The 21,063-nt window shown below is 64.7% G+C and carries 15 protein-coding genes; 6 read left to right on the forward strand and 9 right to left on the reverse strand.

Annotated features, from left to right (window positions below; all coding sequences use genetic code 11):
* Nucleotides 1–118 precede the first annotated feature (118 nt).
* From HGB41_RS16675 to HGB41_RS16685, 3 genes are read left to right on the forward strand one after another with little or no spacing between them, the layout of a single operon-like run.
* A complete protein-coding gene (locus HGB41_RS16675; protein ID WP_171086474.1) occupies nt 119–1,012 on the forward strand; it encodes an ABC transporter ATP-binding protein in 894 nt (297 codons plus the stop codon).
* An 18-nt stretch (nt 1,013–1,030) separates the two neighbouring features.
* Nucleotides 1,031–4,615, forward strand: coding sequence for an ABC transporter permease/M1 family aminopeptidase (locus HGB41_RS16680; protein WP_171086476.1), 3,585 nt, complete (start codon nt 1,031–1,033; stop codon nt 4,613–4,615).
* 42 nt (nt 4,616–4,657) lie between these two features.
* On the forward strand, nt 4,658–4,864 hold the full coding sequence (locus HGB41_RS16685; RefSeq protein ID WP_171086478.1) for an addiction module protein: 207 nt from the start codon (nt 4,658–4,660) through the stop codon (nt 4,862–4,864).
* Nucleotides 4,865–4,953: 89 nt separating this feature from the next.
* On the opposite strand, the gene HGB41_RS16690 is transcribed toward HGB41_RS16685, so the two are convergent.
* From HGB41_RS16690 to HGB41_RS16725, 8 genes are all read right to left on the reverse strand, one after another.
* On the reverse strand, nt 4,954–5,718 hold the full coding sequence (locus HGB41_RS16690) for an alpha/beta hydrolase (RefSeq protein WP_171086480.1): 765 nt from the start codon (nt 5,716–5,718) through the stop codon (nt 4,954–4,956).
* Between the two features lie 24 nt (nt 5,719–5,742).
* Nucleotides 5,743–6,135, reverse strand: coding sequence for a hypothetical protein (locus HGB41_RS16695; protein ID WP_171086483.1), 393 nt, complete (start codon nt 6,133–6,135; stop codon nt 5,743–5,745).
* Nucleotides 6,136–6,179: 44 nt separating this feature from the next.
* Complete coding sequence (locus HGB41_RS16700; RefSeq protein WP_212760995.1) at nt 6,180–6,518, reverse strand: hypothetical protein; 339 nt, start codon at nt 6,516–6,518, stop codon at nt 6,180–6,182.
* Entirely contained in the window at nt 6,518–8,245 is a 1,728-nt protein-coding gene (locus HGB41_RS16705; RefSeq protein ID WP_171086484.1) for a methyl-accepting chemotaxis protein, read from the reverse strand. Before HGB41_RS16705 ends, HGB41_RS16700 begins: the two co-directional genes overlap by 1 nt.
* Nucleotides 8,246–8,567: 322 nt before the next feature.
* A complete protein-coding gene (locus HGB41_RS16710; RefSeq protein WP_171086486.1) occupies nt 8,568–11,243 on the reverse strand; it encodes a DNA topoisomerase III in 2,676 nt (891 codons plus the stop codon).
* Nucleotides 11,244–11,543: 300 nt separating this feature from the next.
* Nucleotides 11,544–12,002: a Smg family protein gene (locus tag HGB41_RS16715; RefSeq protein WP_171086487.1), complete on the reverse strand. Its 459-nt coding sequence runs from the start codon at nt 12,000–12,002 to the stop codon at nt 11,544–11,546.
* Nucleotides 12,003–12,228: 226 nt separating this feature from the next.
* A complete protein-coding gene (gene dprA / locus HGB41_RS16720) occupies nt 12,229–13,269 on the reverse strand; it encodes a DNA-processing protein DprA (protein WP_371868538.1) in 1,041 nt (346 codons plus the stop codon).
* Nucleotides 13,270–13,364: 95 nt separating this feature from the next.
* On the reverse strand, nt 13,365–14,456 hold the full coding sequence (locus tag HGB41_RS16725; protein ID WP_171086500.1) for a LysM peptidoglycan-binding domain-containing protein: 1,092 nt from the start codon (nt 14,454–14,456) through the stop codon (nt 13,365–13,367).
* 264 nt (nt 14,457–14,720) lie between these two features.
* Here HGB41_RS16725 and def point away from each other — a divergent pair, with 264 nt between their 5' ends.
* Together def and fmt are read left to right on the forward strand one after the other, a co-directional pair.
* Entirely contained in the window at nt 14,721–15,266 is a 546-nt protein-coding gene (gene def / locus HGB41_RS16730; protein ID WP_171086502.1) for a peptide deformylase, read from the forward strand.
* A 9-nt stretch (nt 15,267–15,275) separates the two neighbouring features.
* Nucleotides 15,276–16,226 (forward strand): methionyl-tRNA formyltransferase, encoded by a 951-nt coding sequence (gene fmt / locus HGB41_RS16735; RefSeq protein ID WP_171086504.1) that lies wholly within the window; start codon nt 15,276–15,278, stop codon nt 16,224–16,226.
* Between the two features lie 524 nt (nt 16,227–16,750).
* Here fmt and HGB41_RS23760 read toward each other — a convergent pair.
* A complete protein-coding gene (locus HGB41_RS23760) occupies nt 16,751–16,987 on the reverse strand; it encodes a BrnA antitoxin family protein (protein WP_171086505.1) in 237 nt (78 codons plus the stop codon).
* A gap of 260 nt (nt 16,988–17,247) precedes the next feature.
* Here HGB41_RS23760 and metH point away from each other — a divergent pair, with 260 nt between their 5' ends.
* The gene (metH, locus tag HGB41_RS16745) at nt 17,248–21,015 is read left to right on the forward strand and encodes a methionine synthase (protein ID WP_171086513.1); all 3,768 of its coding nucleotides are present in this window, start codon (nt 17,248–17,250) and stop codon (nt 21,013–21,015) included.
* Nucleotides 21,016–21,063: the final 48 nt, after the last annotated feature.

A 21,063-nucleotide genomic window follows, 5' to 3' on the forward strand; every position in this document is an offset into this window, starting at 1 on the left:
TGGGCCATTGAATTGTCCGTGCGTCGCAGAGAGTCCACAGAGAGCGGGACAATTTAATACAATGCAAGTGTTGAAGAAAGTTTACACGCGTACATTGTCGCGGCGTCATGGAGCAAGCATGGAATTACGTATCCGCAACCTGTCGAAGACCTACGCCAATGGCGTGGTGGCGCTCGACCGTGTCACGTTGACCATCCCCCCCGGGATGTTCGGCCTGCTCGGCCCGAACGGCGCCGGCAAATCGACGCTGATGCGGATCCTGGCCACGCTGCAGGAATGCGATTCCGGCTCGGTCTTCCTGGACGATATCGATGTCCTCGACGAAAAGGACGAAGTGCGCCGCATGCTCGGCTACCTGCCGCAGGATTTCGGCGTCTACCCGAAAGTGACCGCTTACGAACTGCTCGACCATTTCGCCCAGCTCAAGGGCCTGTCGCACAAGGGCCGCCGGCGCGAAGTGGTCGACGGCCTGCTCCAGCAGACCAATCTCTGGGAAGTGCGCAACCAGCGCCTCGGCACCTATTCGGGCGGCATGCGCCAGCGCTTCGGCATCGCCCAGGCGCTGCTGGGCGACCCGCGCCTGATCATCGTCGACGAGCCCACCGCGGGCTTGGACCCGCAGGAGCGGGTGCGCTTCCATAATCTGCTGTCCGAGATCGGCGAAGATAAAACCGTCATCCTGTCGACCCACATCGTGTCCGACGTGGCCGATTTGTGCGCCAACATGGCCATCATCAACAAGGGCCACGTGCTGCTCTGCGGCGACCCGCAAGACCTGACCTACGAGATCGAAGACTTTATCTGGGCGCGCTTCGTCACCCGCCAGGAGCTGCCGCTGTTCCAGAAGCGCCACCAGGTGATTTCGACCCGCCTGCTCACCGGCCGCACTCTGATCCACGTGTATGCCGAGAGCGATCCGGGCGATGGCTTCGAGCCGGCCCGCGCCAGCCTCGACGACGTGTACTTCGCCACCATCGCCGGCCGCCACAACGCGGCTGCCGCAAATTGTTGATCAATGCGTGCTGAAGCAATGAGCCCGCTCTTCGCCATCGCCCGCTTCGAGGCGACCCAGCGCCTGCGGCTGCTCTCGACCTGGATTTATTTCGGCATGTTCCTGGCGCTGGCGATGCTGTGGATGGCCGCGGCGGGCGGGGTGTTCCGCGACGCCATGGTCACCTTCGGCGGCCGGCTCCTGATCAATGCGCCGCGCCAGGTCGCGCTGACCGCCTCCTTCCTCGGCTGCTTCGGGGTGGTGGTGGTGGCGGCCGTGATGGGCCGCTCGGTGCAGCAGGACTTCGAATACGACACCCACCACTTCTTCTTCAGCGCGCCGATCCGCAAGCACCATTACGTGCTGGGGCGCTTCCTGGGCGCCTACGCCACGCTGGCGGTGATCCTGTCGAGCATCGTGCTGGGCGCCTGGCTGGGCAGCTTCATCCCCGGCGTCGAGGCCGACCGCCTGGGTCCGGCCCCGCTCTCGACCTTCCTGCTGCCCTACCTGTTCACGCTGCTGCCGAACACCTTCATCTTCGGCGCCCTGTTCTGGGTACTGGCCGCGCTGTCGCGCCGCATGCTGCCGGTCTACGTGGCCAGCATCGTCATGATGATCGGCTACATCATCGCGCCCTCGCTGGCGCGCGACCTCGATTACAAGACCCTCGCCGCGCTGATCGACCCGTTCGGCACCACGGCGCTGATCCGCCTGACCGAATACTGGCCGATCGCCGAACGCAATACCCGCCCCGTGATGCTCGAAGGCGTCTTCCTGGTGAACCGCCTGGCCTGGGTCGGTTTCGGCCTGACCGTCCTGCTGCTCGGCTACTGGCGCTTCCATACCACCGGCAGCATCGACCCGCGCCACAAGAAGGGCCAGACCCTGCCGCTTGAAGAAATGCCGGTGCAGCTCTCGCACGCGGCGCTGAGCACCCGCGAAGCGCCGGACTTCGCGCACCGCAGCCTGGCTTTCCTGCTCGGTAAATCGGTCTGGTACAACCTGCGCGAAGCCACCCGCAACATCTACTTCCTGGCGCTGGCCTTCGCCGGCGCCCTGATCCTGGCCGCCAGCGCCATCGACCTGGGTTCCATCTACGGCACCGCCACCCTGCCCGTTACCTACATGGTGCTGGAGCTGATCCGCGACGTCTTCGAGCTGTACATGCTGGTGGTGACCACGCTGTTCGCCGGCGAGCTGGTATGGCGCGAACGCGAAGCGCGCATGGCGCAGATACTCGATGCCCTGCCGGCGCCGACCTGGCTGCCGCTGGCCGGCAAGACGCTGGCACTGGTCGGCCTGCAGGCGCTGCTCCTGGCGATGGCGATGGTGGTCGGCATGCTGATCCAGCTGTTCAAGGGCTATTTCGGACTCGAGCCGGGCCTGTACCTGCGTTTCCTGTTCACGGTGCTGCTGCCGCAGTACGCGCTGCTGGCGGTGGTGGCGATCGCCATGCAGGTCATCGTCAACAACAAGTACATGGCCTATTTCATCCTGATCGCCCTGTACCTGGTTGCCGGCACCGCCCAAGCGTATGGGCTGGACCACCCGATGCTGGTCTACGGCTACACCCCACCGTTCACCTATTCGGCGATGAACGGCTTCGGCCACTACCTGCTGCGCGAATACCTGTTCCAGCTCTACTGGGCCGGCTTTGCGCTGATGCTGATGGTGGCGGCACGCGTGCTGTGGGCGCGCGGCGTCGACAGCGGCTGGCGCGAGCGCCTGCGCCTGGCGCGCCGCAACCTGTCGCTGCCGGTGCTGCTGGGCTTCGGCGCGGGCTTCGTTGTGTTTGCCGGCACCGGGGCCCTGCTGGCCTATGAATTGTGTGCCGGCGGCTACCAGACCACCGTGCAGGCGGAGAAGATGCGCGCCGAGTACGAGCAGCGTTACCGCCGCTTTGCCAGCCTGCCGCAGCCGCGCATTACCGGCGTCAAGCTGGACGTGGATATCCGCCCGGAGAAACGCAGCCTCGGCGTCAAGGGCGTCTACCAGCTCGAGAACCGTAGCGGCAAGCCCATCTCGGACATCGTCCTCTACCAGCAGCGCGGCGCGGCCCTCATGGTGCGTTTCTCACAGCCGGCCCGCCAGGCAGAAGCCGATCCGGAACGCGGCTTCTACCGCTACCGCCTGGCCAGGCCGATGCAGCCGGGGGCACGCATGGCGCTCGCCTTCGGCGTGGGCTACGCGCCGGGCGGCCTGCTGGGACTGGGGCGCGACACCCCGGTGGTCGGCAACGGCAGCTTCTTCACCAACGACGTCATGCCGCATATCGGCTACCAGCCGGCGATCGAACTGCTGGACGACCGCGACCGCAAGCGCCTCGGACTGGGGCCGAAAGCCCCGATGGCGGCGCACGACGACCCGGCCGGGCGCGCCAACAATGGCGTGGGTGTGGACGCCGACTGGATCAGCTTCGACGCCGTGGTCAGCACCAGCGCCGACCAGGTCGCGATTGCACCGGGCACGCTGGAACAGGAATGGATGGACAAGGGCCGCCGCCATTTCCACTACCGGATGGACCGGCCGATCCTGAATTTCTACGCCTTCCAGTCGGCCCGGTACGAAGTGCGCCACGACCGCTGGCAGGACGTGACCATCGACGTGTATTACCACCCAGGCCACGAATATAACGTCGAGCGCATGATCCGCGGCGCCCAGGCGGGGCTGGACTACGCCTCGCGCCACTATGGCCCCTACCAGTTCCGCGAGCTGCGCATCGTCGAGTTCCCGCGTTACGCGCGCTATGCGCAGGCCTTCCCGGGCACCATCCCGCTCTCGGAAAGCATGGGCTTCATCGCGCGCATCGACAGCGATTCGCCGAAAGACATCGACTATCCGTTCTACGTCAGCGCGCACGAAACGGCGCACCAGTGGTGGGGCCACCAGGTGGTCGGCGCCAATACCCGCGGCGCCACCGCGCTGTCGGAGAGCCTGTCCGAGTACACCGCGCTGATGGTCATGAAGCGCACGGTCGGCGCGCAGAAGATGCGCCGCTTCCTGCGCTACAACCTCGACGCCTACCTGATGGGCCGCGCACTGGAGCGCCGCAAGGAGCTGCCGCTGGCGCAGAACGAGAACCAGGACTACGTCCACTATCGCAAGGGCAGCCTGGCGCTCTACCTGCTGCAGGACCTGCTGGGCGAAGACACCGTCAACGGCGTGCTGCGCGGCCTGCTGGCGGAACATGCGTTCAAGGGCGCACCCTACCCCAGTGTCTCGGTACTGGTGGAGGCCCTGCGCGCCGTGGCGCCGCCAGACAAGGCCTATCTCATCGGCGACCTGTTCGAATCGATCGTGCTGTACGAGAACCGCGCCGACAGCGCGGTCGCGCGCCAGCGGCCGGACGGCAAGTTCGAAGTGACGATCAAGGCGCGCGCCGGCAAGGTGCGTGCGGGCGAGCTCGGCGACGAGAAGCCGGCGCCGCTGAAGGACTACATCGAATTCGGCGTCGACGACCGCAATGGCAACCCGCTCGCGCGCGAACGGCGCCTGGTCAGCGGGGCCGAACAGACCGTCAAGCTGGTGGTGGGAACACGCCCGGCGCGAGCCGGCATCGACCCGGACAATAAGCTTATTGATAGAAAACCAACAGATAACATGGTTCCCATCGACAACCCTTGATTAGCACGCTATTATTTCAAAAATATTACTCGAAGGAGCATCATGTCAAACGTGGTTGCCGAGATCGCTGAAAAGATCCAGCTGCTGAGCGAAGAAGAAAAGCATGTCCTGGTGCGCATGCTGCTTCAGGACATCGATGGCCCCGAGGAGGATGCAGACGAAGCCTGGCGCAACGAAGTGGTGCGCCGCGTGAAGGCGATCCGCAACGGCGAAGCGGCAATCCGCGCGCTGAAGGAGTGGCAGGAGTAAGCTTCATCAGCGCGCATCTGCGCTCCATGCGCACATGACGAAAAACCGCGGCCGTGACCGCGGTTTTTTTGTTTTTCAGGCGGGACTTTCTAACGTGCCCACTGCAGCGCGCGAGAATATTCTGGGCTGTCCGAGATCGAGTTATGCCCAGTTTCCTGGATTACCCGCATGGTCGCTACACTCTTGGTGAAATGCGCCAGCAGCTTGTGCGTACTGTGGGCCGGGATGATCTCGTCGTCTCCGGCCGCGAGGATCAGCGTGGGCGCCGTCACTTGCGGGGCATTGCGCCAGGCGTCGTAGCTGTCCCGTAGCAGCCAGCGCACCGGGAAGTACGGGAACTGCTGCGCAGCGAGCCCGCGCAGGCTGTGGAAAGGGGTTACCAGCACCAGCTTGCCGACCGGGCGGCTGCTGGCCACCTGCACCGCCACGGCGGCGCCGAGGCTGCGCCCGACCACCACGATGTCATCGTGCCGGGCCGCCACCCGGTCGAACAGCGCCAGCGCATCGGCCACCAGCGCCGCTTCCGTCGGATGGCCGGTGCTGCCGGCATAGCCGCGGTAGTGCAGCAGGTACAGGGAGCGCTCCGGGAAAGCCCGGGCCAGCAGCGGCAGGCTGGCGCTGACGTCTTCCGCATTTCCGCCCAAATAAAGCAGCGCCTTCGGGCCGTCGACAGGGCGTTCCGATACGAGCAAGGTGGCGCCGGGCACGGCAAGCGTGGATGTTTCAGGCGCGGGAAACGCGGCGGTCCGCGGCGGGAAATAGATCAGCGAGCGCTGGGAAAAAAACAGTACCACGCAGGCGGCTGCATACGCGCAAACCGCCAGGAGCAGGATGACGCCCAGGGTCTTTGCCATAGGGCTGTCGCAGCGTCCGCGCCTTCAGCCCGGGTCCAGCCTGGTGAGCCGCATCGTGTACTCCTGCTCCTTGCCGTCCACGGTCCAGCGCTGCTGCGCCTCGAGCGTGGCCGCGTCCACGCGGCGCCACGAGAACTGGCTGGGCGCGCTCACCGGCTCGAAAGAGGCGCTGTCCGCGCCGATGGCGGAGGCCTTCCAGGTGTACTTGCCCCAGCGCGAGACCACCTCGCCATCCTCCAGGCTGATGGTGGCGCCGTCGGTGTGTTCGCTGAAATCGCGGTTGGGGAAGCGGCGCGACTGGAACACCGCTGCCGCGGGCCGGTCGTACTCTTCGAAGAATTCCTTGCCGTCCGGGCTGCTCCCCTTCCAGCGGCCTTCGAGGAACTGCAACTGCGCAAACTCGTCCAGGCTGAACATTGCATGTCTCCTTCAAGAGTGGGCGGCGACAGCGCGTCCTGGCTTCACTGCGCCGACACGTCCTGCCTTGCCACCCGGGTGTCCTGTTGCAAACGCTGCTGCGAATGCCGCTTCACCATCTCGCTGGTAACCTCGTCTTCGTAGCAGATCGGAGCATACCCCCCTTTGCGGCTCCAGGCGCTGCGCGCGCCGCAGGAACTTCCGTTGCGCGTGACATTGTAGGGACAGGGGCAGCGGCCGGGATAGTCGGCAATCGATTGCGCGACGACCTCGCGCTCGATGCGCTGCTGCGCCGGCTGGCTGCGGTCATCCCCCAGCACGGTCGAGGCCATCAGCGCGCAGCACAGCAGTGCCGCCACCCGGGTCAGGGTCGACTCGGCCATTACGCCGCTTCCTCTGCCGGCTCGACAATCTCTTCCACAGCTTTTGCGCGCGCGGCCGCCTTGTGCGCGCCTTTGCGCGCCGCACTGCGTCCGTGCGCCAGTGCCTGGCGCGCCGGTGGACGTTGCACCGCCTGCGGCGCTGCCGCTGCTGCTGGCGTAAGCTTTGCCGCTTGCGCGCCCTGCGCCAGCTGGAAGGTCCCCACCAGCTGCGCCAGCCCGCCGGCCTGCTCGCGCATCGAGGCCGCTGCTGCCGCGGCCTGCTCCACCAGCGCCGCGTTCTGCTGCGTCACCTGGTCCATCTGCACGATCGACTGGTTCACCTGCTCGATGCCGTCGCGCTGCTCCTGGCTGGCCGCTGCGATCTCGCCGATGATGTCGGAAACGCGCTTCACGCTCGCCACCACTTCGTCCATCGTGCGGCCGGCCTGGTCGACCAGGCGCGAGCCGGCTTCCACCCGCGCCACCGAGTCGCCGATCAGTCCCTTGATTTCCTTGGCCGCCGCGGCCGAGCGCTGCGCCAGGTTGCGCACCTCGCCCGCCACGACCGCGAAGCCGCGCCCCTGTTCGCCCGCGCGCGCCGCCTCGACCGCCGCGTTCAGCGCCAGGATATTGGTCTGGAAGGCGATGCCATCGATGACGGTGATGATGTCGGCGATCTTGCGCGAGGCTTGGTTGATCGAGCCCATCGTCACCACCACTTCGGCCACCACTTCACCGCCGCGCGCGGCCGTGTCGGCGGCGCTGGCGGCCAGCTGGTTGGCCTGGCGCGCGTTGTCGGAATTCTGCTTGACGGTTGAGGTCAGCTCTTCCATCGACGACGCGGTTTCTTCCAGCGAGCCGGCCTGCTGTTCGGTGCGTGCCGAGAGATCCATGTTGCCGGCCGAGATTTCCTGGGCGGCCGTTTCGATCGCACTGGTGCCGGCCCGCACCTTCGACACGATCGCCACCAGCGATGCATTCATGGCCTTCAGCGCGGCCATCAGCTCGCCCGCTTCGTCATTCGTGCGTACCTTGACCTCGCCGGTCAGGTCGCCTCGGGCGACGCGCTCGGCCAGCGTGACCGCGCGGCGCAGCGGGATGCTGATGTTGCGGCCCAGCTGGTAGGCCATGAAGGCGGCCAGCACGGCCGCGATCATGCCGCCCCCGATCAGGGTGCGGCGCATGGCCGAACGGGCGGCGGCGATGTCTTGCTCGCGCTGGGCCAGCAGGCCTTGTTCGGCCTCGCGGATCTGCGCGACCAGGCCGCGCATGGCGTCCATGCCTGCCCTGCCCTTGCCTGCCTGGACGGCGGCAACCACCTGCGACAGGTCGTCGCCGACAGCGGCGCGGCGCAGCGCGATCACCGGGTCGATGGCCTGGGCCAGCCAGTCGCGCTGGTGCTGGGCGAGCTGCTTCAGCTGCCCTTGCTGCACCTCGCTGTCGCCGGCCAGCGCCAGCGCCTTGTCGATGTGCTGGTCGAAGGCCTGCTTGCCGGCAGCGTAGGGTTGGAGCGAAGCTTCCTGGCCGGTCAGCGCATATCCGCGCTCGCCGGTTTCGATGTTCACCAGCGCCTGCATCGCTCCCTCGACCTCGCCCAGTGACTGGTAGGTGCGCACGTTCGCATCGTTGGCGGAATCCAGCGCGGAGACGTTGGCGTAGGCGATGGCGACGACGATGCCGGTAATGCCGATCAGGATGCCGTAGCCGAGGTACAGCCGGGTCGCGATTTTCAGGTCGGAGAGCTTCATGGGGTTCAGACGGATAAATAGTTATAAGAGTGATGCCCGGCGAGGGGCAGGACCGAATGATGAAACTTCAAGCTTTAAGGGCTTGCCTGATTATTACTTGAAGAAGTGATACTGGAAAGAAAAATATTGCTTATTGGTAGTACAAGGTGTTGTGCGGAATGCACGGGTTTGCGTGGTGCATAAAATGGGGTGGGATTAGGGTTTAGTGGTTTGCACAGGACTTGGGTCCCGGCCTTCGCCGGGACCCAAATACTTCGCAAATCACCGGCGCAAAAAAAACGCGAACCCTCGGGTTCGCGTTTTTCGGTCCACTAGCGCTACGTTACTTCTTTGCCGTCGCAATCTTCTTGGCTGCAGGCTTGCGCGCCGCCGCCTTCTTGGCCGCAGGCTTGGCCGCAGGCTTGGCCGCAGCCTTCTTGGCAGGCGCCTTGGCCGGCGCCTTGCGCGCCGCCTTCACCGGTGCTGCGCCCTCGCCTTCGGCAGCCTCGGCTCCATCGGCAGCGCCTGCCTTCGGCTTGGCGCCCGGCTTGGCCTTGCGCTCCTCGAACTCGAAGCTGACCTTGCCGTCCTTGCCACGGACCAGGAAGGCCTTGAACGCGCGGCGCGTGCGCTGCGAGACGAAGCCCGGCAGCAGGTCGGTCTTGCCATCCACCAGCAGCTTGGCCATCTGCTCCGGCAGGATTTCCTGCTGCAGGATGACGCGGCCGCTGCGGAAATCGCAGGTCTTCGGCTTGGCTACGCTGTTCTCGCACACATAGGCCAGGCCCATCTCGAACACGCCGGCGGCGCACTTCGGGCACGGGCCCAGCGCGGTCTGGCCGGTGAAGTCGACGCCCTCGGCGTTTTCGTCGTCCTGGTCCTGGCCGAAATCGAATTCGAGCTTGAAGTTCTTGATCTCTTCGTCGCGCACGATGCGCAGGATGGCCGCGAACGGACGGCCCATCTTGGAGCGGAAGCCCTGCAGCGGACCGATGGTGCGGTTCTTCAGCAGGTCTTCGACTTCGTCGATTTCGAACTGGCGGCTGCCCGGTGTCTTCGACATCGAGAATTCACATTTGGTGCAGGCGAAGCGGCGGTAGTTTTCCTTGACCACGCCGCTGCAGTTCGGGCATGGCGTCTGCAAGGTTGCGTAGTCGCCCGGGATCGTATCGTTGCTGTATTCCTTGGCGCGCTTGACGATAATCTGCGTCATCTGCGCGATCTCGCGCATGAATTCCTCGCGCGAGATCTTGCCCTTCTCCATCTGCGACAGCTTGAATTCCCACTCGCCGGTCAGCTCGGGCGCGGTCAGTTCGTTCACGCCCAGGCCGCGCAGCAGCGTCATGAGCTGCGAGGCTTTCGCGGTCGGGATCAGCTCGCGGCCTTCGCGGATCAGGTATTTCTCGGTCAGCAGGCCCTCGATGATGGCGGCGCGCGTGGCCGGCGTGCCGAGGCCCTTGCCGGCCATGGCGTCGCGCAGCTCGTCGGAGTCGACCAGCTTGCCCGCGCCTTCCATCGCCGATAGCAGCGTCGCTTCGGAGTAGCGTGCAGGCGGCTTGGTGACCAGGCCATTGGCGGTGATCTTGTCGGTCTGGACCTTCTCGCCCTTCTGCACCGGCACCAGGTTGGCGCCGTCCTTGTCGTCGGTCTGGGATTCTTTGCCGTACACCGCCAGCCAGCCCGGGTTGGTCATGACCTTGCCTTCGGTCTTGAACTGGTGGCCCGACACTTCGGTGTAGCGGGTCGTGACCAGGAACTCGGCCGGCGGGAAGAACACGGCCAGGAAGCGGCGCGTGACCAGGTCGTACAGCTTCTGTTCCGGCTCGCTCAGGTTCTTCGGGACCACACCGGTCGGGATGATCGCGAAGTGATCCGAGATCTTGGTGTTGTCGAAGATGCGCTTGTTCGGCTTGACCCAGCCGTTCTTGGTGACCTGCTTGGCGAACTGGTTGTAGTTATTCGTGTCGGCCAGCGCGCCCATCGTGTCCTTGACGGTCTGGACGTAGTCCTCCGGCAGGTGGCGCGAATCGGTACGCGGATAGGTCAGCACCTTGTGCTTCTCGTATAGCGCCTGGGCCAGGCCCAGCGTGTTCTTGGCCGAGAAGCCGAAGCGGCCGTTGGCCTCGCGCTGCAAACTGGTCAGGTCGAACAATGCTGGCGCCATCGAGGTGGTCGGCTTGGATTCCTCGGTGACCACGCCCTGCTTGCCGCGGCAGGCTGCGGCGATCGAATCGGCGGCGGCCTTGCTCCACAGGCGCTCGGCGCGTTTCTCCGGATCGTTCTCGTCCTTCTTGAAGGCCTGGTCGAGCCAGCGGCCTTCGTAGACGCCCGCCGCGCACACGAATTCGGCGCGCACTTCCCAGTAGTCGCGCGGGACGAATTTCTTGATCTTCTCTTCGCGCTCGACCACGATCGACAGGGTCGGCGTCTGCACGCGGCCCACGGTGGTCAGGTAGAACCCGCCCTCTTTCGAGTTGAAGGCGGTCATGGCGCGGGTGCCGTTGATGCCGATCAGCCAGTCCGCTTCCGAGCGGCAGCGCGCGGCGTCGGCCAGCGGCAGCATTTCGTCGTCGGTGCGCAGCTGCTTGAAGCCTTCGCGGATCGCATTGGCCGTCATCGACTGCAGCCACAGGCGCTTGACCGGCTGCTTCGCCTTGGCGTTCTGCGCGATCAGGCGGAAGATCAGTTCTCCTTCGCGGCCCGCGTCACATGCGTTGATCAGGGTGGTGACGTCCTTGCGCTTGATCAGCCGGTTCAGCACCTTGAGGCGCGACTCGGTCTTGGCGATCGGGTTCAGCGCGAAGTACGGCGGGATCATCGGCAGGTGGGTGAAGCTCCACTTGCCGCGCTTGACGTCGTATTCTTCCGGCACCGCGATCTCGAGCAGGTGGCCGACGGCCGACGACAACACATACTCGTCGGATTCGAAATACTCATCGTGCTTGGTGAAGCCGCCCAGTGTCTTCGCGATGTCGTTCGCGACCGACGGCTTCTCGGCGATGATGAGGGATTTGGTCATAGTTTCTCGTACTTGCTTATCGTACTTGCTTATAAATTAGGTGAGGCCCGTGCATGGCCCGGCCAGGGACGGGCGGCCACGCGCATCATACATGCTTGCGAACCTGTGGGCGTTTCAACGCCGTAGTGTCTGTATGGTAACTGTCTGGATTGAGCGGCCAATGATAAGCGCGATGACGCGCATACCGCAAGTGCACATTGGGCTGGGGTAGCGCCCCATGCCGGAGAAGCGAGGCACGTCAAGCGGGCGCCGGAAATGCAAAACGGGGCCGCAGCCCCGTTGTGTATCCTGTCGATATGCTCAGTGCAGAAGCCGTGGCGTCTGGTCGTCGTCGTCGCCGAACAGGTCGTCGAACATCAACGCATCGGGCTCCTTGCCCTGGCTCCACAAGACCATCAGCACGATGATCTTGAGCTTGCCCAGCGCCACCGGCGACTCGTCGCAGGCCAGCGCGCGCTCGATGACGATCTCGCGCTGCGTCGGGCTGAGCACCTTGGCGCTTTCGAGGAACTGGATGAAGCCGATGGCAGAGCTGCCCAGCTCGATGTATTCCTCGTCCACGTAATAGCGTGTGCCGGTGCAGGCATCGATGGCGTCGGTAACTTCCGCTTCGGTCAGCCCGGACAGCCAGTCCAGCGCTTCGGAAATTTCGATGTCATCGAAACCGACGGCGGACAGCTTGCGTGCCAGGGCCGCCGGCTCGGGGCAGGCGTCAGGACGATAGTACGTCTCGTAGAGGTAGACCAGGATGTCGAACATAGTGTCGCTACTGTAGCAGCTAAGCTCGTCGCGGCACAAGTGTGTCTCGCAGCCTCGCGTGCACCGTCAAAAAACCGTTGTATCGTCGCCTTATCCGTTCGTACAGTTTTCCTTAGTTCCCATGAAATCAAGGCCATACGTTCCACAAGAACATCCCAGGAAGAATATGCTTTATCGCATCAATCCATGCGAAATGAATAGTGGAGAACTGACATGCTATGGCGCATCACGCCATCCGGACCACCCGCTGCACCCTGCCGCCGGGTAAGCGTTCGACCAGCCCGGCCAGCTCCAGCGCCAGCAGTTCGCCCGCCAGCATGGCCGCATCGCCATCCATGCAAGCCAGCAGTTCGTCGGGCTCGACCGGGTCGTGGCCTAGCGCATCGAGCAGCGCCTCGTTGCCGGCCGGCGCTGCGTGCGCGGGCTGGCGCGCCAGCGGCGACAGGTGCATGGCCTCCAGCACTTCGTCAACGGTCTCGACCAGCCGGGCGCCTTCGCGGATCAACTGGTGGCAGCCCTTGGCCAGCGCCGAATGGATCGAGCCCGGCAATGCGAACACGTCGCGTCCCTGCTCGGCCGCCAGCTGCGCCGTGATCAGGGAACCCGACTGCGCCGCCGCCTCGATCACCAGCACGCCGGCCGTCATGCCGCTGATGATGCGGTTACGGCGCGGAAAATTGCCGGCCACCGGCGGCGTGCCGAGCGCGTATTCGCTGACGATGCAGCCTTCCTCCGCGATGCGGTGTGCGAGCGCGCGGTTGCGCGCCGGATAGACGCGGTCGATGCCGGTGCCGATGACGGCGATGGTGGAGGCGGCCCCGCGCAGAGCACCTTCGTGGGCCGCGGTATCGATGCCCAGCGCCAGGCCCGACACCACGCACAATCCGGCTTCGGACAGCGCGCGGGAAAAGCCTTCGGCATTCGCGCGGCCTTGCGTGCTGGCATTGCGGCTGCCGACCACGGCGACCATCGGCGCGTCGAGCAGTTCGCGCCGCCCCTTTATATAGAGCAGCAAGGGCGGATCCGGAATGTGCCGCAGCAGTGCGGGATAGCCGGCGTCGTGCAGGGTGAGGATGTGGTGTTGCGGCTGGGCCAGCCAGTTGGCGGTGACATCGAGCAGTTGCGCGAGCTCGGGCGAGATGGGCGCGCACAAGGCCGCGGCTGTTGCCGCCGGCACCTGCGCGGCAAGCGCCGCATACCCGGCGCGCAAGATCGCTCCAGGTGAACCGAAGGCGCCGAGCAGCAGGTGGGCAGTCCGGCACCCCACCCCGCTCGCCTGCTCCAGGCGTATCCAGTCGGCGAGGGTTGACGGGGTTGCAAGCCTGCTGGGGGGATGGTGGGCCGTGTCCTGCACGGTGGGGTTTACTCCGGTGAGCGGGCCACGTCGCCGACTTCCACCGGCGCCGTCACTTGCATGATCAAGCCGTACGAGACGTTCTTGAACACGCGGAAAATGAACAGGCTGCCGTATTGCTCGTCGGGCAGCTTGATGTTCTGCTTGCCGATGCCGAACACGCCTTTGTGGGCCGGGTCGGTCATCGTCCTGCCGAGATGATAAAGCTGCAGCACCGAGCCGACATCGAGTCCGTCAAGCGAACCCCGATTGACAGTGACGACCTGGCTCTGGCCGGCATAGGTCACGCCGGCGTAGATCGACATCACGCGCGCATCGACCGGCTGCAGCGGCGGGTGCGGCATGTAGTTGCGCACCGGCGCCGGCGGCATCGGGATCAACAGGTCGCCGACGCCGATTTCCTGGCGGGTTTCGGTGACGCGGAAGGTATGAGCATCGACTCCGGGTTTCGCTTCGGTATCGAGCGTCACGCTGCCCAGGTAGGCGGCTTCGCGCGCCAGCACCTTGCGGGTCTGCGGATCGCGCAGGATGCCGCCGGGACGGAATACTTGGAAGCTCTTGCCGCCCTGCAGGTTGCCTTTCACATAGACGCGGTCGCCGGTGCCCAGGTAGACGCGGCCTTCCTGCGAGGCGACGATGCGCGGGCTGCTTTCCAGTTCATTGGCCTCGACCACCAGCGGCTGGGTCAGGTAAGGCTCGATCATGCCGGCCGGGATCGATTGCACGGCATCGCGCTCAAGCGATTCGTTGCGCACCTGGGGCGACAGTTTGGTGATAGGCGGGTCACCGCGGCCATCTCCCCCCGGACGGGTCAGCGACAGGCGGCCGCGCGTGCGGTCGAAATAAATGATTTGGCCGGGATAGATCCAGTGCGGGTTGCGGATCTCGTCGCGGTTCATGCCCCATACCTGCGGCCAGCACCATGGGTTCTGCAGGAAAGTGCCGGAAATATCCCAAAGGGTATCGCCCTTGACCACGACATGCTGGTCGGGCGCGTTCGGGCGGAAGGCGCACTGGGCGGCCTGGACCTGGCTGGCCGCGGCACATGCAACGAGCGCCACGGCAGCAGCGCGGGTCACGACTGTGCTAAAATTTTTCATTGAGACGTCCGTTATTGCGTCCGTAAATTGCGGCTTTTACACCGGATAGCTTGCAGCATGCGCCATCGAGCCCCGCGCAGCTGGGGGCCTAACAGCACGATGCGCCGCTCCCTGATCGTAAAAGGGTTGCCGTACTGAATCAAATTCTGCACACAATTCCCCGAACTAGCAAGACAAAACGCGTCCTGCCGGGCCAGGTGAGTGTTGCATTTTTGGTCGTTCCGCAACCCGATTGAATCACCCCTAATCCTGAATCTCCTGACTATGGCCTTACTGAATATCCTCCGCTACCCTGACCCGCGCCTGCACAAGATCGCCGCCCCGGTCACCGAATTCGGCACCGAGCGCCTGCGCCAGCTGGTCGCGGACATGGCCGCCACGATGTACGACGCGCCGGGCGTAGGCCTGGCCGCCACCCAGGTGGACGTGCACGAGCGTGTGATCACCATCGACGTCTCGGAAACCAACGACAAGCTGATGGTCTTCATCAACCCGGAAATCACCTGGGCCAGCGACGACAAGCAGGTCTACGACGAAGGCTGCCTGTCGGTGCCGGGCGTCTACGACGGCGTCGAGCGCCCTTCGCGCGTCAAGTGCAAGGCCCAGGACGTCGACGGCAAGGAATTCGAAGTCGAAGCCGACGGCCTGCTGGCCGTGTGTATCCAGCACGAGATGGACCACCTGGTGGGCAAGGTCTTCGTCGAATACCTGTCGCCGCTCAAGCGCAACCGCATCAAGGCCAAGCTGCAGAAGGAAGAGCGCGGCCTGGAGCGCGAGGCTGCGCTGAAGGCCGCCGGCCGCCGTTACTGATCGTTGCCGATGCGAGTCGTATTTGCCGGCACCCCCGAGTTTGCCGCTTGTGCCCTGCGTGACCTGCACGAGGCCGGCTTCGAGATTCCCCTGGTCCTGACCCAGCCCGACCGCCCGGCCGGGCGCGGCATGCAGCTGCAGGCATCCGCAGTAAAACAATATGCGCTGGCGCACGGCATGGAAGTCGCCCAGCCGCTGTCGCTGCGCATGGATAGTAAAGACCCGCAGCGCGCCATTGAGGCGCGCGCCGCGCATGAACGCCTGCTGGCGCTGGACTACGACGTGATGGTGGTGGCAGCCTACGGGCTGATCCTGCCACGCGCCACGCTCGATATCGCGCCCTGCATCAACATCCACGGTTCGCTGCTGCCGCGCTGGCGCGGTGCCGCGCCGATCCACCGTGCCATCGAGGCCGGCGACCGTGAAACCGGCGTGACGATCATGGGCATGGAAGAAGGGTTGGACACCGGGCCGATGATGCTGATCGAGCGCGTTGCCATTGAAGATGCGGACACCACCGGCAGCCTGCACGACAAGCTGGCGGCCCTGGGTGGGCGCATGATCGTCGAAGCGCTGCGCAGCATGGAGCAAGGCGCCTTGGGCGCGGTGCCGCAGCCGGAAGCGGGCGTGACCTATGCCGCCAAGATCAGCAAGGAAGAAGCAAAGCTGGACTTCAGCCTGCCGGCCGAGGTGCTGTGGCGCCGGGTGCGCGCGTTCAATCCCTTCCCGGGTGCGCACGGGCTGGCCGGTGGCGTGACGGTGAAGATCTGGAATGCCGGGCTTACCACAGGCAGTGGCGCGCCGGGCCAGGTGCTGTCGGCCGAGGGACAGCAGGGGATCGTGGTGGCGTGTGGCGAAGGTGCGCTGCGGCTGACTGAGTTGCAGAAGCCGGGGGGCAAGCGTTTGCCTGCGGCGGAATTCCTGAAAAGCTTCCCGCTAGCAGGGTTGAGCTTTTCGTAGGGTGGGCAGGGCATGCCAGGCCAGTGGCCTGTCATGCGCCCACGCGGTGATAGTCAGCCTGAGCAAACCACAGCGCGTCGGTGCTACCGCTGGTTGAACGCGCGGGGCAATCTGGTCCAGTGGACCAGATTGCAAGCCGCCCACCCTACGTACGTGGGGTCGGCAGGTTTCCTGCCCACGCGGTGATAGTCAGCCTGAGCAAACCACAGCGCGTCGGTGCTACCGCTGGTTGAACGCGCGGGGTAATCTGGTCCAGTGGACCAGATTACAAGCCGCCCACCCCACGTACGTAGGGTGGGCAGGTTTCCTGCCCGCGCGGTGATAGTCAGCCTGAGCAAACCACAGCGCGTCCGTGCTACCGCTGGTTGAACGCGCGGGCGGCGAAGCCGCCCACCCTAGGTAAACAGCCAGTGGCAGCGTCCCACCATCACGTGCTATGAGGGGCATTCGCCCCGACGATCAAATGCAACCGGGGGCATTCGCCCCCGGAACAATCACCGATCAGGGGCCGATGCCCCAACCCATCACTTGTCGTAATCGGCCGCAGCAGCGCGCTGCGCATCCATGTGCTCACGCAGCACCTGGTTGATGCGGGTCTGGTAGCCCGGGCCTGCAGCCTTGAACCATTCCAGCATGTCCACATCCAGGCGGATCGTCACGATCTGCTTCACACCATTGATCATTTGCGGCTTCGCGGCGACCGCGGTTTCGTCATCACGCATCACCGATTGGTCCCAGTCCGGCACATATTCTTTGTTCATACACTTATCCTGTTAAAAGCATCGCCAACAATGTGTCGATGGGTAATTGTCGTCCGTGTATGTAACGTAAAGATTGCGGATACCCCGGGTTTTGTAACGTCATGTATCAGTTCACGATTTCCATACATAAAGATACATACACAAAACCTCAAATCGGGGCCTGCCAGAGGAAACAGGCGCCTTGACGTATAATTTCAGACCGCCCAACAGTAACGGCCTGCAGTAGCTCTTCCTGCCGCTTATCGAGAAAGTCGCCCACCATGAACGCCCGCCACGCCAACCTCTCCCCGATCGACGCCCAGCTGCGCGAGATTCTGTCGCGCCGCATCATGATCCTGGATGGCGCGATGGGCACCATCATCCAGCAGTACAAACTCGATGAAGCGGCCTACCGCGGCGAGCGTTTCGCGAACTTCGCCGCGCCCGAAGGCGCCGGCCACCGCGAGCTTTTCGTCAAGGGCAACAACGAACTGCTGAGCCTGACCCAGCCGCAGATCATCCAGGAAATCCACGAGCGCTACCTGGCCGCCGGCGCCGACCTGCTCGAGACGAACACCTTTGGCGCAACAAGCGTGGCCCAAAACGACTACCACATGGCGCATCTCGCCTACGAGATGAACGTCGAAGCGGCCAAACTGGCCCGCGCGGCCTGCGACAAATACTCCACGCCGGACAAGCCGCGCTTCGTGGCCGGCGCGCTCGGCCCGACGCCCAAGACCGCATCGATCTCCCCGGACGTGAACGATCCGGCCGCGCGCAACGTCACTTTTGATCAACTGGTCGCCAGCTACCACGAGCAGGTCCGCGGCCTGGTGGACGGCGGCGCCGACGTGCTGCTGGTCGAGACCATCTTCGACACCCTGAACTGCAAGGCCGCGCTGTTCGCGATCGACCTGTATTTCAGCGAGCGTCCGGATACCCTGCGCCTGCCGATCATGATCTCGGGCACCGTCACCGACGCCTCGGGCCGCATCCTGTCGGGCCAGACCGTGCCGGCCTTCTGGAATTCGGTGCGTCACGCCAAGCCGCTGACCATCGGCCTGAACTGCGCACTGGGCGCCGCCCTGATGCGCCCTTATGCCGAAGAGTTATCGACGATCGCCGACACCTTTGTCTGCATCTACCCGAACGCCGGCCTGCCCAACCCGATGAGCGACACCGGCTTCGACGAGCTGCCAGCCGACACCTCGGCCCTGCTGCGCGAATTTGCCGACGCCGGCTTCATCAACATCGCCGGCGGCTGCTGCGGCACCACGCCCGAGCACATCGCTGCCATTTCCAAGATCCTCGAAGGCCACGCCCCGCGCGCGGTGCCAAGCATCCCGGTCGCCATGCGCCTGTCCGGCCTGGAGCCGTTCACGGTCGACGACAGCTCGCTGTTCGTCAACGTCGGCGAGCGCACCAACGTCACCGGCTCAAAAGCGTTTGCGCGCATGATCCTGAACGAGCAGTTCGACGAGGCGCTGTCGGTGGCGCGCCAGCAAGTCGAGAACGGCGCCCAGGTCATCGACATCAACATGGACGAAGCAATGCTCGACTCGCAGGCGGCCATGACGCGCTTCCTGAACCTGATCGCCTCCGAACCGGACATTTCGCGCGTGCCGATCATGATCGACTCGTCGAAATGGAGCGTGATCGAAGCGGGCCTGAAATGCGTGCAGGGCAAGGCCATCGTCAACTCGATCTCGATGAAGGAAGGCGAAGAAGAATTCATCCGCCAGGCGGCCCTGTGCCGCAGCTACGGCGCCGCCGTCATCGTGATGGCCTTCGACGAACAGGGCCAGGCAGATACCTTCGCGCGCAAGACCGAGATCTGCGGCCGCGCCTACAAGGTGCTGGTCGAGCAGGTGGGCTTCGCACCGGAAGACATCATCTTCGACCCGAATATTTTTGCCATTGCCACCGGCATCGAAGAGCACAACAACTACGCTGTGGACTTCATCGAAGCCACCGCCTGGATCCGCAAGAACCTGCCGCACGCGAAGGTGTCGGGTGGCGTGTCGAACGTCTCGTTCAGCTTCCGCGGCAACGACCCGGCGCGCGAGGCCATCCACACCGTCTTCCTGTACCACGCGATCAAGGCCGGCATGACCATGGGGATCGTTAATGCCGGGATGGTCGGCGTCTACGACGACTTACCAAGCGAACTGCGCGAGCGCGTCGAAGACGTGGTGCTGAACCGCCGCGCGGACGCCACCGAGCGCATGATCGATATCGCCGGCACCCTGAAAGCCGGCGGCGGCAAGCAGGAACAGAACCTCGAGTGGAGGAACAGCCCGGTCGAGAAGCGCCTGGCGCACGCGCTGGTGCACGGCATCACGCAGTGGATCGTCGAGGACACCGAAGAGATGCGCCAGCAGGTCTTGGGGGCCAATGGCCGGCCGATCCACGTGATCGAAGGCCCGCTGATGGACGGCATGAACATCGTCGGCGACCTGTTCGGACAGGGCAAGATGTTCCTGCCGCAGGTGGTGAAGTCGGCGCGCGTCATGAAGCAGGCCGTGGCCCACCTGGTGCCCTTCATCGAAGAAGAAAAAGCGCTGGAAGAGGCCCGCACCGGCATCGTCGCCAAGCCGAAGGGCAAGATGGTGATCGCCACCGTCAAGGGCGACGTGCACGACATCGGCAAGAACATCGTCTCGGTGGTCCTGCAGTGTAATAACTTCGAGATCGTGAACATGGGCGTGATGGTCCCGTGCTCGGACATTTTGGCCAAGGCCAAGGAAGAGAACGCGGACATCGTCGGCCTGTCGGGCCTGATCACACCATCATTAGAGGAGATGGCCCACGTCGCGCGCGAAATGCAGCGCGATCCCTATTTCCGCGAAAAGAAAATTCCCCTGCTGATCGGCGGCGCCACCACCAGCCGCGCCCACACTGCCGTCAAGATCGCGCCGTACTACGACGGTCCGGTGGTCTACGTGCCGGACGCTTCGCGCTCGGTCTCGGTGGGCCAGTCGCTGCTGACCGACGACACGCGCGACGCCTATATCATCGAGCTGGGACAGGACTACGAACGCATCCGCGTGCAGCATGCCAACAAGAAGGCGCTGCCGATGCTCACGCTCGAACAGGCGCGCGGCAACCGTGCGCGCCTCGACTTTGCGCCGGTGAAGCCGAAGTTCATCGGCCGACGCATCTTCAAGAACGTGGAACTGGGCACGCTGGCCCGCTACATCGACTGGGGCCCGTTCTTCCAGACCTGGGACCTGGCCGGCCCCTACCCTGCCATCCTCACCGACGAGGTGGTTGGCGAGGCGGCCAGCAAGGTGTTCGAGGAAGCGCAGGCGATGCTGAAAAAAATCATCGAAGGCCGCTGGCTGACCGCCAACGGCGCCATCGCGCTGCTGCCGGCAAATTCGGTCGGCCACGACGACATCGAGATCTACACCGACGAATCGCGCAAGGACGTCGCGTTCACCTGGCATGGCCTGCGCCAGCAGGGCATCAAGCCGGTGGTCGATGGCGTGCAACGCCCGAACCAGTGCCTGTCCGATTTCGTCGCGCCGAAAGACTCCGGCGTGGCCGACTATATCGGCATGTTCGCGGTGACTGCGGGCCTGGGCATCGAGAAGCACGAGCAGCGTTTCGAGGCGGCGCACGACGACTATTCGTCGATCATGCTCAAGGCCCTGGCCGACCGCCTGGCCGAGGCCTTCGCCGAATACCTGCACGAGCGCGTGCGCACCGATTTGTGGGGTTATGCGGCGGGTGAAGACCTGGGCTGCGACGCCCTGATCAAGGAGGCCTACAGCGGCATCCGTCCGGCGCCGGGCTATCCGGCCTGCCCGGAGCATACGGTGAAGGCCGAGCTGTTCCGTACCCTGCAGGCGCAGGAGATCGGCATGCAGCTGACCGAGTCGTATGCGATGTACCCGGGCGCGGCCGTGTCGGGCTTCTATTTCGCGCACCCGGACTCGAAGTATTTCGTCGTCGGCAAGATCGGCGACGACCAGGTCGAGGACATGGCGAAACGGCGCGGAATGGACAAGACCGAGCTCGAACGCCACCTGGCGCCGAACCTGTAATTCCCCCGCTGCTCCCTCACCTGCCGCTGGCCTCGCGCCGGCGGCACG

Source organism: Telluria aromaticivorans (genome assembly GCF_013003915.1).
In the GTDB taxonomy this organism is placed as follows: domain Bacteria; phylum Pseudomonadota; class Gammaproteobacteria; order Burkholderiales; family Burkholderiaceae_D; genus Telluria; species Telluria aromaticivorans.